This is a genomic window from Streptomyces sp. NBC_00483 (assembly GCF_036013745.1).
Lineage (GTDB): Bacteria > Actinomycetota > Actinomycetes > Streptomycetales > Streptomycetaceae > Streptomyces.
On sequence record NZ_CP107880.1, the window covers coordinates 7692570 to 7710488 of the forward strand.

At 71.7% G+C, this 17919-nt stretch carries 14 protein-coding genes; all 14 read left to right on the plus strand.

The features are described from left to right. The first annotated feature begins 137 nt into the window (after positions 1 to 137). The 14 genes from OHA73_RS34415 (at position 138) to OHA73_RS34480 (ending at position 17914) form a co-directional block, all read left to right on the plus strand. Positions 138 to 1622 carry a sugar ABC transporter ATP-binding protein gene (locus OHA73_RS34415; RefSeq protein WP_327658581.1) on the plus strand — a complete coding sequence of 495 codons (1485 nt, stop codon included), beginning with the start codon at positions 138 to 140 and terminating at the stop codon, positions 1620 to 1622. 65 nt (positions 1623 to 1687) lie between these two features. Then, positions 1688 to 2698 (plus strand): ABC transporter permease, encoded by a 1011-nt coding sequence (locus OHA73_RS34420; RefSeq protein WP_266715500.1) that lies wholly within the window; start codon positions 1688 to 1690, stop codon positions 2696 to 2698. 20 nt (positions 2699 to 2718) lie between these two features. Then, positions 2719 to 3768, plus strand: a complete 1050-nt coding sequence (locus OHA73_RS34425; RefSeq protein WP_266715501.1) for a substrate-binding domain-containing protein — start codon at positions 2719 to 2721, stop codon at positions 3766 to 3768. Between the two features lie 154 nt (positions 3769 to 3922). After that, entirely contained in the window at positions 3923 to 5077 is a 1155-nt protein-coding gene (locus OHA73_RS34430; protein WP_327658583.1) for a Gfo/Idh/MocA family protein, read from the plus strand. Between the two features lie 28 nt (positions 5078 to 5105). Further along, entirely contained in the window at positions 5106 to 6104 is a 999-nt protein-coding gene (locus tag OHA73_RS34435; RefSeq protein ID WP_327657009.1) for a sugar phosphate isomerase/epimerase family protein, read from the plus strand. 255 nt (positions 6105 to 6359) lie between these two features. Then, entirely contained in the window at positions 6360 to 8804 is a 2445-nt protein-coding gene (locus OHA73_RS34440; protein ID WP_327657010.1) for a PQQ-dependent sugar dehydrogenase, read from the plus strand. Between the two features lie 15 nt (positions 8805 to 8819). After that, positions 8820 to 10205 (plus strand): ThuA domain-containing protein, encoded by a 1386-nt coding sequence (locus OHA73_RS34445; protein WP_327657011.1) that lies wholly within the window; start codon positions 8820 to 8822, stop codon positions 10203 to 10205. Between the two features lie 205 nt (positions 10206 to 10410). Continuing rightward, positions 10411 to 11574 (plus strand): inositol-3-phosphate synthase, encoded by a 1164-nt coding sequence (locus OHA73_RS34450; RefSeq protein WP_327657012.1) that lies wholly within the window; start codon positions 10411 to 10413, stop codon positions 11572 to 11574. Next, positions 11571 to 12743: an SCO3242 family prenyltransferase gene (locus OHA73_RS34455; RefSeq protein ID WP_443063156.1), complete on the plus strand. Its 1173-nt coding sequence runs from the start codon at positions 11571 to 11573 to the stop codon at positions 12741 to 12743. The genes OHA73_RS34450 and OHA73_RS34455 overlap by 4 nt, the downstream gene beginning before the upstream one ends. Next, positions 12740 to 13627, plus strand: coding sequence for a sugar phosphate isomerase/epimerase family protein (locus OHA73_RS34460; RefSeq protein ID WP_327657014.1), 888 nt, complete (start codon positions 12740 to 12742; stop codon positions 13625 to 13627). The genes OHA73_RS34455 and OHA73_RS34460 overlap by 4 nt, the downstream gene beginning before the upstream one ends. After that, a complete protein-coding gene (locus OHA73_RS34465; protein WP_327657015.1) occupies positions 13624 to 14322 on the plus strand; it encodes an EboA domain-containing protein in 699 nt (232 codons plus the stop codon). Before OHA73_RS34460 ends, OHA73_RS34465 begins: the two co-directional genes overlap by 4 nt. Then, complete coding sequence (locus OHA73_RS34470) at positions 14322 to 15173, plus strand: TatD family hydrolase (protein WP_327657016.1); 852 nt, start codon at positions 14322 to 14324, stop codon at positions 15171 to 15173. The genes OHA73_RS34465 and OHA73_RS34470 overlap by 1 nt, the downstream gene beginning before the upstream one ends. Positions 15174 to 15176: 3 nt before the next feature. Continuing rightward, positions 15177 to 16355, plus strand: coding sequence for a metabolite traffic protein EboE (gene eboE, locus OHA73_RS34475; RefSeq protein WP_327657017.1), 1179 nt, complete (start codon positions 15177 to 15179; stop codon positions 16353 to 16355). Further along, the gene (locus tag OHA73_RS34480) at positions 16352 to 17914 is read left to right on the plus strand and encodes a nucleotide pyrophosphatase/phosphodiesterase family protein (RefSeq protein ID WP_443063157.1); all 1563 of its coding nucleotides are present in this window, start codon (positions 16352 to 16354) and stop codon (positions 17912 to 17914) included. Before eboE ends, OHA73_RS34480 begins: the two co-directional genes overlap by 4 nt. Positions 17915 to 17919: the final 5 nt, after the last annotated feature.

Consider the following 17919-nt stretch of genomic DNA (forward strand, 5'->3'; position numbering starts at 1 on the left):
ACGCACACCCTGTTCCACGCACACCCTGTACGGCGCTCAGCCCCGCCCTGCCCTTTTTGCCCTGAAACCGGTCCGCACCCGCCCCGAGGGGAACCGTCATGGGACCCGATACGGCCTCCGCACCACCGCTGCTCACCATGTCCGGCATCACCAAGTCGTTCCCCGGCGTGCGCGCCCTGGACGGCGTCGACCTGGAGGTCCAGGCCGGGGAGGTGCACTGTCTGCTCGGCCAGAACGGCGCCGGGAAATCGACGCTGATCAAGGTCCTCGCCGGGGCGCACCAGCCCGACGACGGCGTCATCACCTGGCACGGCGACCAGGTCGCGCTGCGCTCGCCGATCGCCGCGATGCGCCTCGGCATCGCCACCATCTACCAGGAACTCGACCTGGTGGAGGCCCTGTCCGTGGCCGAGAACGTGCTCCTCGGGCACGAGCCGACCGCCGGCGGATTCGTCGTGCGCGGACGCGCGGCCCGCACCGAGACGGCCGCGCTGCTCCGGCGGCTCGGCCACCCGGAGATCGACCCCGAACGCCTCGTCGGCGACCTGTCCGCCGCCCACCAGCAGATCGTCTCCATGGCCCGCGCGCTCTCCCACGACGTACGGCTCATGGTCATGGACGAGCCGTCCGCGGCGCTCGACCCCGACGAGGTCGAGAACCTCTTCCGGATCGTCGGCGACCTGACCGCCGAGGGCGTCGCCGTCGTCTACATCTCCCACCGCCTGGAGGAGATCCGCCGCATCGGCGACCGCGTCACCGTCCTCAAGGACGGCCGCGCCGTGGCCGTAGGGCTGCCCGCCGAGCAGACCCCGACCCGCGACATCATCTCCCTGATGACGGGTCGCAACGTCGAGTACGTCTTCCCGGACCGGCCCAACGCCGGGCCGCACACGGACCCCGTCCTGAAGGTCCAAGGCCTCACCCGTGAAGGGGAGTTCGCGCCGTTCGACCTCGGCATCCGACCCGGCGAGATTGTCGGCCTCGCCGGACTCGTGGGCTCGGGACGCTCCGAGATCCTGGAGACGATCTACGGAGCCCGTAAACCGACGGCCGGTCAGATCCACGTGGGCGGGCGCCCGTTGCGTACCGGAAGTGTCCGTGCCGCCGTCCGGGCGGGGCTCGGTCTCGCCCCCGAGGAACGCAAGGCGCAGGCCCTGCTGATGCTCGAATCGGTCACCCGCAACGTCTCCGTCTCCTCCATGTCCCGCTTCTCGTACGGGGGTTGGATGGACCGCGGCCGGGAGCGCGAGGCCGCCCGCGGCGCCACCCGCGAACTGTCCCTGAGCCCCGCGGACCCCTCCGTGCTGGTGCGCACGCTCTCCGGTGGCAACCAGCAGAAGGCCGTGCTCGCCCGCTGGCTGCTGCGCGGCTGCCGGGTGCTGCTGCTCGACGAGCCGACCCGCGGCGTCGACGTCGGAGCCCGCGCCGAGCTGTACGCCGTGATCCGCCGCCTCGCCGACGAGGGGCTCGCCGTGCTCCTCGTCTCCAGCGAGGTCCCCGAGGTGCTCGGTCTCGCCGACCGGGTCCTGGTCCTCAGGGAGGGCCGGGTGATCCACGAGTCCCCGGCCACCGACCTGGACGAACACGCGGTCCTCGACCTGGTCATCGAGGGCGCGCGATGAGCCCCGCCGAGCCCACGCCGCCCACCCCGCCCGCACTGCCGGCACTGTCGAAGGGAGAGGGCGCCGTGTCACAGCCCGCATCCACCACAAGTCCAGCGGCCCCCAAGTCGGACCCCGCCGCGAAACACCCCCGTGTCCTGCGCCTGGACGTCCGTACGCTCTCGCTCCTCGGCGTCCTCGCCGCCCTGGTCGTGATCGGCGGCATCACCCAGCCGGACTCCTTCCTGGACACGGACAACCTCCAACTCGTCCTCACCCAGGCCTCCGTGATCGGTGTCGTCACCGTCGGCATGACCTTTGTGATCATCTCCGGCGGGATCGACCTCTCCGTCGGCGCGATCGTCGCTCTCGCCGGTGTCTGGTCCACCACCGTGGCCACCCAGGAGTACGGCTTCGCGGGTGTCCTGTTCACGGCGATCCTCGTCGGTGTCGGCTGCGGCCTCGTCAACGGGGTGCTGATCGCGTACGGCGGCATGGTCCCGTTCATCGCCACGCTCGCGATGCTCGCCTCGGGCCGCGGCCTCGCCCTGCAGATCACCGACGGCAAGACCCAAATGGTCACCGTACCGGGGGTGTTGAAGCTCGGCGAGCGCGACTCGTACGTCCTCGGGATCCCGCCGCTCGTGATGGTGTTCGTCGCGGTCACCGTGATCGGCTGGCTGGTCCTCAACCGGACCACCTTCGGCCGCCGCACCGTCGCCGTCGGCGGCAACGCGGAGGCGGCCCGCCTCGCCGGTATCGACGTACGCCGCCAGCGCCTCTATCTGTATCTGCTCTCCGGCCTGTGCTGCGGCATCGCGGCCTTCCTGCTGATCGTGCTCTCCGGCTCCGGCCAGAACACCAACGGCAACCTCTACGAACTCGACGCCATCGCCGCCGCCATCATCGGCGGCACCCTGCTCACCGGCGGACGAGGCACCATCGTCGGCTCCGTCCTCGGCGTCCTGATCTTCACCACGATCCAGAACATCTTCGCGCTGAACAACCTGCAGAGCGACGTCCAGCAGATCGCCAAGGGCGCCATCATCGTCGTGGCGGTCCTGGTGCAGCGGCGCACGGCCAGCACTTCCCATTGAAACGCGGAAAGGGACACGCCATGCCAGAGACAACGAGCCGCCGGGGACTGATCTTCGGCGCGGCCGCGGCCGTCACCGCGGGCGGACTGCTCACCGCCTGCACCAGCAACGAGCCAAGTGACAAGAGCGACGACAAGAAGACCGACGACCAGCCGGTCGCCGACGACAAGAAGGGCAAGCAGGTCACCATCGGCTTCGCGGGGCCGCAGGCCGACCACGGCTGGCTCAACGCCATCAACGACAACGCCAAGGAACGCGCCAAGAAGTACGCGGACGTCACCCTGGAGACCACCGAGGGCTCCAATGACACGGCCGCGCAGATCGGCCAGGTCGAGACCCTCATCAACAAGAAGGTCGACGTCCTCGTCGTGCTGCCCGCCGACGGCAAGGCGCTGACCCAGGTGGGCCTGAAGGCGATGCGCGCCGGCATCCCCGTCGTGAACCTGGACCGCATCTTCAACACCCCGCAGGCATACCGGTGTTGGATCGGCGGCGACAACTACGGCATGGGCCTGAGCGCCGGTCACTACATCGGCGAGCAGCTCAAGGACAAGAAGAACGCGAAGGTCGTCGAGCTCGCCGGGCTCGACAACCTCGAACTCACCAAACAGCGCACCGAGGGCTTCGACGCCGCCCTGAAGAACTACCCCAACATCAAGAAGGTGGCCCGGCAGGCCGCCGAGTTCACGGTCGAGTCGGGGCAGGCCAAGATGGCCCAACTCCTGCAGGCGCAGAAGAACTTCGACGCCCTGTGGAACCACGACGACGACCAGGGTGTCGGCGCCCTGCGCGCCATCAAGCAGGCAGGGCGCGACGACTTCCTGATGGTCGGCGGCGCGGGCGCGCTCTCCGCGTTCGAGGAGATCAAGCAGGACCGGGGCGTGCTGAAGGCGACGGTCCTGTACCCGCCGACCATGGCCGCCTCCGCGATCGACCTGGCCCGCGCGCTCGGCCAGGGCAAGGGCATCAGTGGCATGGCCGAGTTCGAGATTCCCGCCCACCTGACCCTGTACTCGGCCGTCGTCGACAAGAAGAACGTCGACCAGTACATGCCCACCGGCTTCAAGTGAGCCCCGCCCGTACGACCGGAGTGGCAGGGAACACCGCGCGGACGAGGAGGACTTCTGCATGGCAAGCACGGGCAGCACGGGCAGCACGGGCGGCACGGACGCGAACGGGGAGCCGGGCGACGGGAACGACGGACGGCCCGTCCTGGGTGTCGGCATGGTCGGGTACGCGTTCATGGGCGCCGCCCACTCACAGGGCTGGCGCACCGTGGGCCACGTCTTCGACCTGCCGCTCACGCCCCGACTCGCCGCGATCTGCGGCCGCGACGCCTCGGGGGTGCGCGCCGCGGCCGCCCGGCTCGGCTGGGCCGCCGCCGAGACCGACTGGCGGGCGCTGATCGCCCGGGACGACGTCGACCTGGTCGACATCTGCACCCCCGGCGACAGCCACGCCGAGATCGCCGTCGCCGCCCTGGAGGCCGGCAAGCACGTGCTGTGCGAGAAGCCGCTCGCCAACTCGGTTGAGGAGGCGGAGGTGATGACGGAAGCCGCCGAACGGGCCGCTGCCAACGGCCAGTTGGCGATGGTCGGCTTCAATTATCGACGCGTCCCGGCCATCGCGCTCGCCCGCCGCATGGTCGCCGACGGGCGCATCGGCACCCTGCGCCACGTCCGCGCCCACTACCTCCAGGACTGGCTCGCCGACCCGGCCTTCCCGCTCACCTGGCGGCTGCAGAAACCGCACGCGGGCTCCGGCGCGCTCGGCGACCTCGGCGCGCACGCCGTGGACCTCGCCCAGTACCTCGCGGGCGAGCTCGTGACCGGCGTCTCCGCGCTCACCGAGACCTTCGTCCGCGAACGCCCGCTCCTGGACGGGGCGTCCTCCGGCCTCTCCGGGGCCGGGGGCGGCGACACCGGCACCGGTCCCGTCACCGTCGACGACGCGGCCCTGTTCACCGGCCGGTTCGCCTCCGGCGCCCTCGCCTCCTTCGAGGCCACCCGGTTCGCGACCGGCCGCAAGAACGCGCTGACCATCGAACTCAACGGCTCCCACGGCTCGTTGGCCTTCGACCTGGAACGCCTCAACGAACTGTCCTTCCACGACCACACCGAACCCGCCGAACGCGCCGGCTTCCGGCGGATCCTCGCCACCGAGCCGGGACACCCCTATCTGGAGGCCTGGTGGCCGCCGGGACACGGCCTCGGCTACGAGCACACATTCACCCACCAGGCCCGCGATCTCGTCACCGCCCTCGCCGAAGGGGCCCAGCCCCGGCCGTCGTTCGCCGACGGGCTCCAGGTGCAGCGCATCCTCGCCGCGGTCGAGGAGAGCGCGGCCAAGAACTCCGTCTACACCCCGATCCCGGCCTGAGAGCCCCCGACCCGAGAGGAGCACATCCATGCCCCGCCCGTTCACCCTCTTCACCGGTCAGTGGGCCGACCTGCCGCTCGAAGACGTGTGCCGCATCGCCCGCGACGCCGGCTACAACGGACTCGAACTCGCCTGCTGGGGCGACCACTTCGAGGTCGACAAGGCCCTCGACGACCCCGATTACGTCAAGGGACGCCACGCCCTGCTCGACAAGTACGGCCTCAAGTGCTGGGCCATCTCCAACCACCTGGTCGGCCAGGCCGTCTGCGACGCCATCATCGACGAGCGCCACGAGGCGATCCTGCCCGCCCGCATCTGGGGGCACGGCGAGGCCGAGGGCGTCCGCCAGCGGGCCGCCGCCGAGATCAAGGACACCGCCCGCGCGGCCGCAGCCTTCGGCGTCGACACCGTCATCGGCTTCACCGGATCGGCCATCTGGCATCTCGTCGCCATGTTCCCGCCCGCGCCCGAGTCGATGATCGAGCGCGGCTACGAGGACTTCGCCGAACGCTGGAACCCCATCCTCGACGTGTTCGACGCCGAGGGCGTCCGCTTCGCCCACGAGGTCCACCCGAGCGAGATCGCGTACGACTACTGGACAACGCACCGCGCCCTGGAGGCAGTCGACCACCGCCGGGCCTTCGGCCTGAACTTCGACCCCTCCCACTTCGTGTGGCAGGACCTCGACCCGGTCGGCTTCCTCTACGACTTCCGCGACCGCATTCTCCACGTCGACTGCAAGGAGGCCCGCAAGCGCCTCGACGGCCGCAACGGCCGCCTCGGCTCCCACCTCCCGTGGGGAGACCCCCGTCGCGGCTGGGACTTCGTGTCCGCCGGGCACGGGGACGTCCCCTGGGAGGACGTGTTCCGCATGCTCCGCTCCATCGACTACTCCGGGCCGATCTCGGTGGAGTGGGAGGACGCGGGCATGGACCGCCTCCAGGGCGCCCCCGAGGCGCTGACCCGCCTGAAGGCGTTCGACTACGAGCCGCCCACGGCGTCCTTCGACGCCGCGTTCAACAGCTGAGGCGGAGGCCGCGGCCGCGCGACCCGATCCGATGGTCGCGCGGCCGGTCCGGCACGCCCGAAACCGGCTTTGTCCTGAAGTAGGAAAAAGCTCAACTCTTAGCCGTACAAGGTCTGTTCGAGCCGGACAAACGCAGCTAGCGTCCTCCCTCGAACGTACGCACGGCACACACAAGGCACTCACGGCACAGATCCCTCCGGGGCGACGGCGCGCCCCGGCGTATCGCACGACCCGCCCCTCTGTCCGGAGGAACCCGTGCACAGGAAACGCCTGAGAACCCGCAACGCACTCGCCCTGCTCACCGGCACCCTGCTCGCCGCGGCCTCGCTCACCTTCTCGGCGGCCGCGGCACCCGCGCCCGCCGACGAGAAGATCGCGGCCGAGGACTTCCAGCAGGTCACCCTCGCCAAGGGCGCGGAAGAGGTCGGCGAGCCGATGTCGCTGGCCGTCCTGCCGGACCGCAAGGTCCTGCACACCTCGCGCGACGGCGTGCTGCGCCTGACCGACGAGAACGGCACCACCAAGGTCGCCGGCAAACTCGACGTCTACACCCACGACGAAGAGGGCCTCCAGGGCGTCGGCGTCGACCCGAACTTCAGCGAGAACCGCGCGATCTATCTCTACTACGCGCCCCCGCTGAACACCCCGGCGGGCGACGCCCCCAACGACGGCACCGCCGCCGACTTCGCCCCCTTCGACGGCTACAACCGGCTCTCGCGGTTCACGCTCGACACCGACGGCACGCTGAACAAGGACTCGGAGAAGAAGGTCCTCGACGTCGCGACCTCGCGCGGCATCTGTTGCCACGTCGGCGGCGACATCGACTTCGACAAGGACGGCAACCTGTACCTGTCGACGGGCGACGACTCCAACCCGTTCGCCTCCGACGGCTACTCGCCCATCGACGAGCGCGGCACCCGCAACCCGGCCTACGACGCCCAGCGTTCGGCAGGCAACACCAACGACCTGCGCGGCAAGATCCTCCGCGTCAAGGTCGCGGCCGACGGCTCGTACACCGTCCCCGACGGCAACCTGTTCGCGCCCGGCACCGACAAGACGCGCCCCGAGATCTACGCGATGGGCTTCCGCAATCCGTTCCGGATGAGCGTCGACAAGCCCACCGGCACCGTCTACGTCGGCGACTACGGGCCCGACGCGGGCACCGCAGACCCGGGCCGCGGCCCCGCGGGCCAGGTCGAGTTCGCCCGCGTGACGAAGGCGGCGAACTTCGGCTGGCCGTACTGCACCGGCAACAACGACGCCTACGTGGACTACGACTTCGCGACGAGCACCTCCGGTGCGAAGTTCGACTGCGCGGCGCCCAAGAACACTTCGCCGCACAACACCGGCCTCACCGACCTGCCGCCCGCGCAGACCGCGTGGATCCCGTACGACGGCGGCTCCCTCCCGGAGTTCGGCTCCGGCTCCGAGTCCCCGATGGCCGGCCCCGTCTACCGCTACGACGCCGCCAACACCTCCCCGGTGAAGTTCCCCGAGGCGTACGACGGCGACTTCTTCGCCGGCGAGTTCGGCCGGCAGTGGATCAAGCGGATCGAGCAGGACGGCGACGGCAAGGTCACCTCGATCAACCCGTTCCCCTGGACCGGCACCCAGGTGATGGACATGGCCTTCGGCCCCGACGGCGCGCTGTACGTCCTCGACTACGGCCTCTCCTGGTTCGGCGGCGACGAGAACTCCGCCCTGTACCGCATCGAGAACGCCACCGAAGGACACTCGCCGACCATCGACGCCAAGGCCGACAAGACCTCCGGCCAGGCGCCCCTGAAGGCCCGGTTCACCTCCACGGCCTCGGACGCCGACGGTGACGCGCTCACGTACTCCTGGAACTTCGGCGACGGCACCACCGGCACCGGCGCCTCGCCCAGTCACACCTACAAGAAGAACGGCACGTACACCGCGACCGTGACCGCCAAGGACTCCACCGGCCGCACCGGCAGCGCCGACGTGCACCTCGTCGTCGGCAACACCGCGCCCAAGGTGACCCTGCAACTGCCCGCCGACGGCCAGCTGTTCACCTTCGGCGACAAGGTCCCCTTCAAGGTGAAGGTCACCGACCCCGAGGACGGGGCCATCGACTGCGCCAAGGTCAAGGTCACCCACATCCTCGGCCACGACAGCCACGGTCACCCGATCACCTCGGCCACCGGCTGCTCCGGCACCATCCAGACCAGCGCCGACAGCGAGCACGACCCGAACGCCAACGTCTTCGGAGTCTTCGACGCCGAGTACACCGACAAGGGCGCCAACGGCCAGCCGGCGCTGACCACGCACGATCAGCACGTCACCCAGCAGAAGCACCGCCAGGCCGAGCACTACGGCGACTCCAAGGGTGTGTCGGTCGTCAGCCACGACACGGCCAACGGCGGCAAGGCCGTCGGCACCATCGACAACGGCGACTGGATCTCCTTCAAGCCGTACGCGATCGGGAACGCCAAGTCCCTGAAGGCGCGCGTCGCCTCGGCCGGGGCCGGCGGCACCCTCGAGATCCGCACCGGCTCGGCGACCGGCAAGGTCATCGGCAAGGCCAAGGTCGCACCGACCGGGTCGTGGGAGACGTACACCGACGTCACCACGGCCATCAGCTATCCGCCCACCAAGAGCACCACGCTCTACCTGGTCTTCAAGGGCTCGGGCAGCTCCCTGTTCGAGATCGACGACTTCACCTTCACCACGAGCTGAGAGGAGCAGGACAGCATGCGCACCTCCGTACGCATCGGCCTCGCGACGGCCGCTGCCGCCCTGCTCATCGGCGGCCTCACCGCCCCGGCCACCTCGGCGCCCCAGGGCGCCGAGGTGGCCGGGGCCCGGGACCGGGTCCTGGTGTTCTCCAAGACCGCCGGGTTCCGGCACGACTCCATCCCCGAAGGCATCGCGGCCCTGAAGGAACTCGGCGCCGCCGACCGCCTCACCGTCGACACCACCGAGGACGCGACCGCCTTCACCCCGGGCAACCTCGCCCGGTACAAGGCCGTCGTCTTCCTCTCCACCACCGGCGACGTGCTCGACGCCACCCAACAGAAGGCGTTCGAGGGCTACGTCGCCAAGGGCGGCGGCTACCTGGGCGTGCACGCCGCCGCCGACACCGAGTACGACTGGAGCTACTACGGCGGCCTCGTCGGCGCCTGGTTCCAGGGGCATCCGGCGATCCAGCCGGCCACCGTCCGCGTCGAGGACCACCACCATCCGGCGACCCGCGGCCTGCCGGACGCCTGGCAGCGCACCGACGAGTGGTACAACTACCGCTCCAACCCGCGCGACAAGGACCGGCCTGTTCATGTACTCGCCTCGCTCGACGAGACGACCTACACAGGGGGCACCATGAACGGCGATCACCCGATCGCCTGGTGCCAGAACTACGGCGGCGGCCGCGCCTTCTACACCGGCCTCGGACACACCAAGGAGTCCTACGCCGACCCCGCGTTCCGCGGCCATCTGCGCGGCGGCCTGCAGTACGCCACCGGGAAGGTCGCGGCCAACTGCCGCCCGAACACCGGCTACCGGAACATCTTCAACGGCGAGACGCTCGACGGCTGGAAACAGGCGGGGCCCGGCGGCTTCACCGTGGATTCCACGAACGGGACTCTCAAATCCCAAGGCGGCATGGGCCTGCTCTGGTACCAGGCCAAGCAGCTGAAGTCGTACTCCCTGAAGCTCGACTGGAAGATGACCGGCGACGACAACTCCGGTGTCTTCGTGGGCTTCCCGGCCTCCGACGACCCCTGGTCGGCCGTGGACAAGGGCTACGAGATTCAGATCGACGCCACCGACGCACCCGACCGCACCACCGGCGCGATCTACTCCTTCCAGTCCGCCGACCTCGCGGCCCGCGACAAGGCCCTGAAGCCGCCGGGGGAGTGGAACTCGTACGAGATCAAGGTGCGGGGAGAGCGCCTCCAGGTGTTCCTCAACGGAGTCGAGGTCAACGACTTCACCAACAAGGACCCCGAGCGGAGCCTGACCGACGGCTACATCGGTCTGCAGAACCACGGCGACTCCGACCAGGTGTCCTTCCGCAAGGTCCGCCTGAAGGAACTCAACCCCACGTCCGACGCGGGCGCACTGCCCGGCGCGGGCGACTAGGACGGCGGCGGGCGGGGGACGCCGGACCCCCGCCCGCCGCCTTGCCCTGCCGGGAGCGGCGGGGTGTGCGTCGGGGCCGTGCCCGACACCGGGCGCGGCCCCGGGCTCGGCCCCGGGCCCGCCGGTTCTGCGCACGAGGCCGTGATCGACGCCGGACACGGCTTCGGCTTTGCACGTGACGTCACGTTCGACCAGGAGGTTTCCCATGTCCGCCGGATCCTTCCCCGCTCCGTCCTCCCCGTCCTCTCCGTCCTCCTCGAACCGACGGTTCGGTGTGTGGCTGATCGGGGCCCGCGGCTCCGTCGCCACCACGGCGGTCGCGGGCTGCGCCGCCGTCGGCGCCGGGCTGCATCCGCCCTCCGGGATGGTCACGGAGACCGAGCCATTCACCGCGGCGGGCCTGCCGTCCCTGACATCGCTCGTCTTCGGCGGCCATGACACCCTCGACTGCCCGCTGCCCAAACGCGCCGAACAGCTCGCTGCCGGGGGAGTACTGCCGCACGGCCTGCCGGGCGCGGTGCACGGCGAACTCGCCGCCGCCGAACGGGAGATCAGGCCCGGCGGGCCACTTCCCGGCGACGGCCGCACCCAGGACGAGCTGATCGCCGCCTTCACCGCCGACATCCAGTCCTTCGTACGGCGCCACGCCCTGGCAGGGGCCGTCGTCGTGAACGTCGCCTCCACCGAGGCACCACCACGCGGCGACGAGCTTCCGGCCAGCTCCCTGTACGCGGCGGCGGCCCTGCGCGCCGGCTGCCCGTACATCAACTTCACCCCCTCCACGGGACTCCACCACCCCTCTCTTCAGCACGCGGCCCACGCCGCGGGCGTCCCCTTCGCGGGCCGCGACGGCAAGACCGGGCAGACCCTGCTGCGGTCCGTGCTCGGCCCGATGTTCCGCAGGCGCGCGCTCGACGTGCGCGCCTGGTCCGGCACCAACCTCCTCGGCGGCGGTGACGGCGCGGCCCTGGCCGACCCGGCCGCGGCCGCCGCGAAGAACGCCGGCAAGGAACGCGTCCTCGCCGATACCCTCGGCGCCGTCCCGCAGGGCGAGGTCCACATCGACGACGTCCCGGCGCTCGGTGACTGGAAGACGGCCTGGGACCACATCGCCTTCGACGGCTTCCTCGGCGCGCGGATGACCCTGCAGACCACGTGGCAGGGCTGCGACTCGGCCCTCGCCGCGCCCCTCGTCCTCGACCTCGCGCGCCTGCTGTTGCGCTCCGCGCAGTCCGGACTGACCGGCCCCCGCCCGGAGTTGGGCTTCTACTTCAAGGATCCCGACCCCGGCGCATCCTCCGACCTGGACCACCAGTACGCCTCCCTGCTCGCCTTCGCGGACCGCCTGCGGCGCGGCGGTGCGGCATGAGCGGGGCGGCTGCCGGCGGGGCAGGGGAGCGGGGTCGGGGCCGGGCGCCGGTTGTGCGGGGGCCGGGTCGGGACGCGGGCTCCGGGTTGCGGCGGCGGGGCCGGGCGTGGGTCGAACTCCTCCGCCTTCCGGCCCTGTTGACCGTCCCGGGCGACGCCTTGGACGGGGCCGCGGCGACGGGATCCCGCCCGACCCGTGGCACGTTCCTGGCCGTCGGCGCCTCCGTCAGCCTGTACGCGGCGGGCATGGCGCTCAACGACTGGGCCGACCGGGACGAGGACGCCCGCGACCGCCCCCACCGCCCGCTGCCCTCCGGCCGCATCCGACCGGCCCACGCCCTGGCGGCGGCGGGCGCGTTGACGGGCGCGGGCCTCGCCCTGGCCTGCCGGGCGGGCCGGACGACCGGCGCGGTGGCCACGGCACTCGCGGCCACGGTGTGGGCGTACGACCTGCGCCTGAAGGGCACCGCGGCGGGCCCGCCGGCGATGGGCACGGCCCGCGCCCTGGACCTGCTGATGGGGGCGGCGGCGACGCGCCCGGCGGGCGCGCCCGGGCCCCTGCCCCAGGCCCTCACGGCGGCCGCCACCTTGGCCGCCCACACGACCGCGGTCACCACCGTCTCCCGCAACGAAACCCAGGGAGGCTCCGTCACCGGCCCCTTGACGGCCCTGGCCACGGGCACCGCGATCGCCGCCGCGCTCCTGGCCCCGCGGGCGAGAGACGTCCGCTGGGCGCGGGGCGAGGGTCGGGGCGCGTCCGGGGGCGTGAACCCGCGTGCAGCAGGGGACGGGCTCCCGAGCCCGTATGCCGAAGCCGGCATGGGAGTGGGCGCCGCCCTCAGCACCAAGGCCGCCCCCAGGCTGCTGCGCGGCCGCCGGGACAACCCCGCAGGCCCTCTCGCCCAACGCCCCCAGGCCACAAGCCCCGCCCCGATCACCCTCACCCTCCCCGTCACCGCATACGCCACCACCGCCCTGCGCCCCCTCTTCCACGCCGCCCTCAACCCCTCACCCCCGCTCACCCAACGCGCCGTCGGCGCCGGCATCCGAGCGCTCGTCCCCCTCCAGTCCGCGCTGGCCGCCCGCTCCGGCGCCCCGGTGACGGCCCTCGCCACCCTCGCCCTGGCCCCGCTCGCCCGCCACTTCGCGAAGAAGGTGAGCGTCACATGACCGCGAGCGGCACGGAACCGGCCCCGCCCCGCTGGGGATACGGCACCAACGGCCTCACCGACCTGCGCCTCGACGACGCCCTCGGGCTGCTCGCCGACCTCGGCTACGACGGCGTCGGGCTCACCCTCGACCACATGCACCTCGATCCCCTCGCCCCGGACCTGGCGGCCCGCACCGGCGAGGTGGCCCGGACCCTCGACCGGCACCGGCTCACGGCCACCGTGGAGACCGGCGCCCGCTACGTTCTCGACCCACGCCGCAAACACGGCCCCTCCCTCCTCGACCCGGACCCCGACGCCCGGGACGCCCGTATCCGCCTGCTCATCCGTGCCGTCCGGGTCGCCGCCGACCTGGGTGCCCACGCGGTGCACTGCTTCAGCGGCGTCACCCCCGACGGCACCGACCCGGACGCCGCCTGGAAGCGACTCACCGCGGCGCTCACCCCCGTACTGGAGGCCGCCGATGCCGCCGGTGTCCCGCTCGCGATCGAGCCCGAACCCGGTCAACTCCTCGCCACGCTCGCCGACTTCCACCGGCTGCGCCGCGACCTGGGCAGTCCCGAAGGGCTCGGCCTGACCCTCGACATCGGCCACTGTCAGTGCCTGGAACCGCTGCCTCCCGCCGACTGCGTCCGCGCGGCGGCGCCCTGGCTGCGGCATGTGCAGATCGAGGACATGCGCCGAGGCGTCCACGAGCATCTGCCGTTCGGGGAAGGGGAGATCGATTTCCCGCCAGTGCTCGACGCCCTCGCCACCACCGGCTACCGGGGCCTGGCCGTCGTCGAACTGCCCCGCCACTCCCACGCCGGCCCCCAACTGGCCGCCCGGTCCCTCGACTTCCTGCGCTCCGTAACCCGGCCGGCACCGCGAGGAGGCACACCATGACCACGCACGGCACAGGTATAGGTAAAGCAGGCGCCGGTACCCTTCCCGTCCTCGGCGCCGTCCGCGACCGCCTCGACGCCGCACTGGACGCCACCGCCCGCGCCTGGCTGCACGCGGCGCTCGCCGGTGCAGCCGCACACCCCGTCTCCGCCCCGCCCCAAGATGCCCTCCCTCCATGGCAGTTGCGGTTCGCCGAAGCCGGTCGCCGTACCGGCGACGAGCACGCGGACGCCGTCCGGCTCCTCCTGCTGCACGCCGCCCGCGCCGACACCGCCACCCTCACCGCCCTGTACGCGCAGGGCACCGCCGCCGAGCGCCGCGCCGTACTGCTCGCCCTGCCCCACCTGGTGGAAGGCCCGGACGCCCTCCCTCTGATCGAGGACGCCCTGCGCGCCAACGACACCCGCCTGGTGGCGGCCGCCGTCGGGCCGTACGCCGCCGCCCACCTGACCGACCATGCGTGGCGGCACGCCGTTCTCAAGTGCCTGTTCACCGGGGTGCCGGTGGACGCCGTGGCGGGCCTGGCCGACCGCTCCCGTGGCGACGGCGAACTCGCCCGCATGCTCGGCGACTTCGCCGACGAGCGCACCGCCGCGGGCCGCCCTGTCCCCGACGACCTGCACCGCGTCCTGGCCCTCACCGCGCCCGAGTCCCTGACGAACGGCCGGGCCGATCCCCACGGCAAGGAGTCCTGATGCGCATCTTCGACCCCCACATCCACATGACCTCGCGCACCACCGACGACTACAAGGCGATGCACGCCGCCGGGGTGCGGGCCCTGGTGGAGCCGGCCTTCTGGCTCGGCCAGCCCCGCACCTCGCCCGCCTCCTTCTACGACTACTTCGACTCCCTCCTGGGATGGGAGCCCTTCCGCGCCGCCCAGTACGGGATCGCGCACCACTGCACGATCGCCCTCAACCCCAAAGAGGCGAACGACCCACGCTGTACCCCCGTCCTCGACGCGCTGCCCCGCTACCTCGTGAAGGACAACGTCGTCGCCGTCGGTGAGATCGGCTACGACTCCATGACCGCCGCCGAGGACACCGCGCTCGCCGCCCAGCTGCAACTGGCCGCCGACCACGGCCTGCCCGCCCTCGTGCACACCCCGCACCGCGACAAGCTCGCCGGGCTGCGCCGCACCCTCGACGTCGTCCGCGAGTCCGCGCTGCCCGTCGAGCGGGTCCTGATCGACCACCTCAACGAGACCACCGTCAAGGAGGCCAAGGACTCCGGCGCCTGGCTCGGCTTCTCCGTCTACCCGGACACCAAGATGGACGAGGAGCGGATGGTGGAGATCCTGCGCGGCCACGGTCCGGAGAAGGTCCTCGTCAACTCCGCGGCCGACTGGGGCAACAGCGACCCGCTCAAGACCCGCAAGGTCGCCGACGCCATGCTCGCCGCCGGCTTCACCGACGACGACGTCGACCATGTGCTGTGGCGCAACCCGGTCGCCTTCTACGGACTCAGTGACCGTCTGCGGCTCGACGTCCCCGCGACGGAACCCGCCACCCACGAAGGCAACTCGATCCTGCGCGGCGGTGAGTGACCCATGCGCTTCCGGCACCCCGACGGCTCCACCGTCCACCTCGCCTACTGCACCAACGTGCACCCCGCCGAAACCCTCGACGGCGTCCTCGCCCAACTCCGCGACCACTGCGAACCCGTACGCAAACGCCTCGGCAGGGACCGCCTCGGCATCGGCCTGTGGCTCGCGAAGGACGCCGCCCGCGCCCTGATCACCGACCCCGTCGCGCTGCGCGGGCTGCGCACCGAACTCGACCGGCGCGGCCTCGAGGTCGTCACCCTCAACGGCTTCCCCTACGAGGGCTTCGGCGCCGCGGAGGTCAAGTACCGCGTCTACAAGCCGGACTGGGTCGACGAGGAGCGCCTCACCCACACCGTCGACCTGGCCCGGCTGCTCGGCGTCCTGCTGCCCGCCGACGCCACCGAGGGCACCGTCTCCACCCTGCCGCTGGCCTGGCGCACCGCCCACGACCCGCAGCGCGCCGAACGGGCCCGCGCCGCCCTGCGCACCCTCGCCGAACGCCTCGACACCATCGAGGAACTGACCGGCCGCTCCATCCGCATCGGCCTGGAACCCGAACCCGGGTGCATCGTCGAGACCACCGGCGACGCCATCGGCCCCCTCACCGACGTCGCCCGCACCGACCGCATCGGCCTGTGTCTGGACACCTGCCACCTCGCCACCTCCTTTGAACCACCCGACGCCGCGCTCGACGCCCTCTCCGCCGCCCGTATCCCCGTCGTGAAGGCGCAGCTCTCCGCCGCCCTCCATGCCGAACACCCCCATCTGCCCGAAGTCCGGGCCGCGCTCGCCGCGTTCGACGAACCCCGATTCCTGCACCAGACCCGCGCCCGCGCCGACGGCGCCCTGCACGGCGTCGACGACCTCGGCGAAGCGCTGGCGGCCGACGGGCAGGGGCTGCCGCAGGGTGTGCCCTGGCGCGCCCACTTCCACGTCCCGCTGCACGCGGCCCCCGCCGCGCCTCTCACCTCCACGCTCGATGTCCTCAAGGACACGCTGACCCGCCTCGTCGGTGGTGCGCGTCCGCTCACCCGCCACCTGGAGGTCGAGACCTACACCTGGCAGGCCCTCCCTCCGGCCCTGCGACCGCGCGGGCGCCAGCAGCTCGCCGACGGCATCGCCGCGGAACTCGCCCTGGCCCGCGACCTGTTGACCGACCTCGGCCTCAAGGAGCTGCCATGACCTCCGGTCGACCGGCGAGTGCCCGGCGCGGCGACGCCCCCACGCCACGGGGCTCCGCCCCGGACCCCGCTGCCTCTCGTCCGACGGCGGGGCTTGAAAGACCTGCTCAATCGCCGCAGGGGCTGAAGACGCCCACCCCGCTCCTCGTCCTCGACATCGTCGGCCTCACCCCCCGTCTGCTCGAGCACATGCCGCACCTCGAACGCCTCGGCCGGGCCGGATCCCGCGCCCCGCTCGGCACCGTGCTGCCCGCCGTCACCTGCGCCGCCCAGTCCACCTTCCTGACCGGCACGATGCCCGCCGAGCACGGCATCGTCGGCAACGGCTGGTACTTCCGCGAGCTCGGCGACGTACTGCTGTGGCGCCAGCACAACGGTCTCGTCGCGGGCGACAAGCTCTGGGACGCCGCCCGCCGCGCCCACCCCGGCTACACGGTCGCCAATATCTGCTGGTGGTACGCCATGGGCGCCGACACCGACATCACCATCACTCCCCGTCCCGTCTACTACGCCGACGGCCGCAAGGAACCCGACTGCTACACCCGGCCCCCGGCCCTGCACGACGAACTCACCGAGAAACTCGGCACGTTCCCCCTGTTCCACTTCTGGGGCCCGGGCGCCGACCTCGTCTCCAGCCGGTGGATCATCGACGCCACCCGCCATGTCCTGGCCACCAGCCACCCCGACCTGATCCTGAGCTACCTCCCGCATCTCGATTACGACCTGCAGCGCTACGGCCCCGACGACCCGCGCTCCCACCAGGCGGCCGCCGACCTCGACGCCGCCCTCGCCCCGCTCCTGGACGACGCCCGCGCCGAAGGCCGCACCGTCGTCGCCCTGTCCGAGTACGGCATCACCCGCGCCGACCGCCCCGTCCACATCAACCGGGCGCTGCGCCGCGCGGGACTGCTCGAGGTGCACACGCAGGACGGCATGGAGTACCTCGACCCGATGGCATCGCGCGCCTTCGCCGTCGCCGACCATCAGATCGCGCACATCTACGTACGCCGCCCCGAGGACCTCGACGCCACCAGAGCGGCACTCGCCGAACTGCCCGGCATCGAGCAACTCCTCGACGACGAGGGCAAGAAGGCGCACCAGCTCGACCACCCGCGCTCCGGCGAGCTCGTCGCCATCGCCGAGGCCGACGCCTGGTTCACGTACTACTACTGGCTCGACGACGCCCGCGCGCCCGACTTCGCGCAGCTCGTCGAGATCCACCGCAAACCCGGCTACGACCCGGTCGAACTCTTCATGGACCCCCTCGACCCCTATGTGAAGGTCAAGGCGGCCACCGCCCTCGCCCGCAAGAAGCTCGGCATGCGCTACCGCATGGCGGTCGTCCCGCTGGACGCCTCGCCTATTCGCGGCAGCCACGGCCGGCTCCCGGCGAGCGAGGAAGAAGGTCCGCTCATCCTGTGCTCCACCCCCCACGTCCTCTCCGGCCGCGTCGCGGCCACCGAAGTGAAAGCCCTCCTCCTCGCCCTGGCAGGAGGAGCAGTTACAGAGAGTGAAGCACGCGCCACTGACAACGTCCTGACTGAGAGAAGGCACCCGTGACAGAA